The sequence below is a fragment of the uncultured Nostoc sp. genome (assembly GCF_964245445.1).
Classification (GTDB): Bacteria; Cyanobacteriota; Cyanobacteriia; order Cyanobacteriales; family Nostocaceae; genus Nostoc.
This window is the reverse complement of record NZ_CAXTNE010000498.1, coordinates 1-2,273: the sequence shown is the minus strand read 5'-3', so window position 1 is coordinate 2,273 and position 2,273 is coordinate 1. Positions and strand designations below refer to the sequence as shown.

Below are 2,273 nucleotides of genomic sequence, written 5' to 3'. Positions count from 1 at the left end.
CTAAGGGACTTCCAAGAAATAAATTACTCAGCAAAAATCATAAGTTCACATCCCAAAAATAATGATAATCATTCTGAAGTGGATGAGAGGTGGTTGCCGATAGCAACCACCTCTCACCCACTCATTCTTATAGAAAACTCGGCGTTGCAGAATAGAAATATGATAATGGGCGATCGCACTTGCTTTGTCCAAAATGTGCATCAACTCACATTCGTAAGAATGGGCGGCAACGTGGTAAACAAAATTACATATGTGTTCAATGTGGTCGTCAGTTTATCGATTCTTACGAATCGAAAGGTTATTCTGAAGAATTCAAACTTGAGTGTTTAGAAATGTACGTCAATGGTTCTGGTTTTCGTGCAATAGAACGAGTCAAAAAAGTACATCATACGACTATAAGAAATTGGGTAAAAGAGGTTGGGATTACCTAACCAGATACACCAGAATTTGATGAAATACCTGAAATAACCCAAGTCGATGAGCTGGAAACTTTTATTGGTAAAAAAAACAAAATTTGGTTCTGGACAGCAGTAAATAAGCATGTTGCGGGAGTTATAGCTTGGGTTTTAGGTGATCGTAGTTCCAAGACTTTTAAGCTTTTGTGGCAGGTAATAAGCTGTTGGCATTCTTACTTTTATGTTACAGACGGGTATTCAGTTTATCCTTGTTTTATCAGCGATGAAGACCATATTGTCAGTAAAACTTATATGACACGAGTTGAAGGAGAAAATAGTCGTTTTAGACATTATCTTGCTCGGCTACATCGTAAAACATTTTGCTACTCCAACTCCGAATAAATGCTTAAGTTCTCTATTCGATTGGTAATACATTATATTAAGTATGGTTCAGTGGCGCTGCGGGCGCTTGGCGCCGGCAAGCTTGAGGCGATCGCCTAATTCATATTTTGGTTCAGCAACGCCGAAAACTCTGCACTCTGTAAATAATGTCAGGTGCAATGTCATAATTAATATTGATGTTTTTATATTTAATAAATTTAAAAACTGCTGAGAAAAATTAAGTGCTGCTACAACAAATATCAATAAACCACTTGCCTAAATTAGGAAATTCTTCATGTGTAGAATTAGTCAGACGCTTGATTTGTTGTTCGACAGCAGACATAGCATCCTTTGTAAGCTTAACCCCAGTTTCATAAGTTTGAGTCACTAACTTAACCACAGGATGTTTACCTTTCCAGGTCATATTTTTAGCAAAGTTTAAAGCTGTTTCAACTTCGTCCAAAATACTACCATTCCAATGTTTCTCTAGTATCCCCCATGTTCTTTCAATTGGGTTATATTTACTGTGATAGGGCGGATAGTAGGCTAAACGTATATTCAATTTATATTGATGAGCGAATTCCACTATACGTTTCATGAACTGGGTACGTCTAGAATTGTTCTCTCCTCCATTATCTTGATTAAGAATAAGTGTTTTTATATCTGGAAATCGCCAACTCTCGCTTTTCCAAAAATCTTCTAATATATCAACAATAAAATCACTTGTTACCTGAGATTCTGTCAAGTATAAAAATAGTTCATCTAGTTCTGGAAGGAAGATACCATAAGGAGTCACAGTTGTTTTCGGGTTATAATCATGGTCTTCAGCCTCAGTTAAAGCTCTGCTTCTACCTCCTCTGTCAAAGGAGCCAATATTCACACGAGCTTTGGCATCAAGACTTAGACGTAAAATGCTTTTATCATCTACAGCCGATTGATTAATTATTGCTAGTTGCTCAAAGATTGCGTCAGTTTCTGGGATTTTTTTTGAGGAAGAACTTTTGCTACCCGTTTCAGGCTATAGCCTAAATAATTTAATTTGACGCGAATTGTTTCTGAGGTCGGTAACTGTTCATTGCTATAATCAAACTTCTCAATTAGTAGCTTTCGTACTTGGCTTGCAGTTAGGCGTGTATACAATCTCTGGCTTTTAAAACTAGGGTCTGTTTGACTCTGTGAATCGACTAAGTTTTTAATATCTTCTAAAAGTAATGGTAAGTGTTCTTCTGCCTTATAGCGCCCCTTCGCCGAATAATTATCTACACAAATAATCCCACTGGTTAATTCTTTAATCCCTTTACGAATAGTATTTCTATCCCACCCCAACTCTTTTTGAGCTAGTAATTGCCCTCCGTAACCTAACTCCATCACAACTTGTGCTTGAAAGCGCCGCCTTGTTGCTCCTTTAAGTTGGCAAGCTGTTTCTTTAAACAATTTTTTGGCTGAATCAGTTAATTCCATCAACACTCCAAACACCCTAAAATTAAAATACTAATT

The 2,273-nt window shown here is 36.9% G+C and carries 1 protein-coding gene and 2 pseudogenes; 1 reads left to right on the top strand and 2 read right to left on the bottom strand.

What is annotated here, in order from left to right; translation table 11 throughout:
- Positions 1–45: 45 nt before the first annotated feature.
- Positions 46–201 (bottom strand): hypothetical protein, encoded by a 156-nt coding sequence (locus tag ACFE90_RS37800; protein WP_375507347.1) that lies wholly within the window; start codon positions 199–201, stop codon positions 46–48.
- Here ACFE90_RS37800 and ACFE90_RS37795 point away from each other — a divergent pair.
- Positions 180–896, top strand: a pseudogene (locus tag ACFE90_RS37795) (IS1 family transposase). The gene ACFE90_RS37800 and the pseudogene ACFE90_RS37795 sit on opposite strands and share 22 nt — an antisense overlap.
- 118 nt (positions 897–1,014) lie before the next feature.
- Here the strand turns inward: ACFE90_RS37795 and ACFE90_RS37790 are convergent.
- Positions 1,015–2,144: pseudogene (locus tag ACFE90_RS37790) on the bottom strand (ISAzo13 family transposase).
- Positions 2,145–2,273 lie beyond the last annotated feature (129 nt).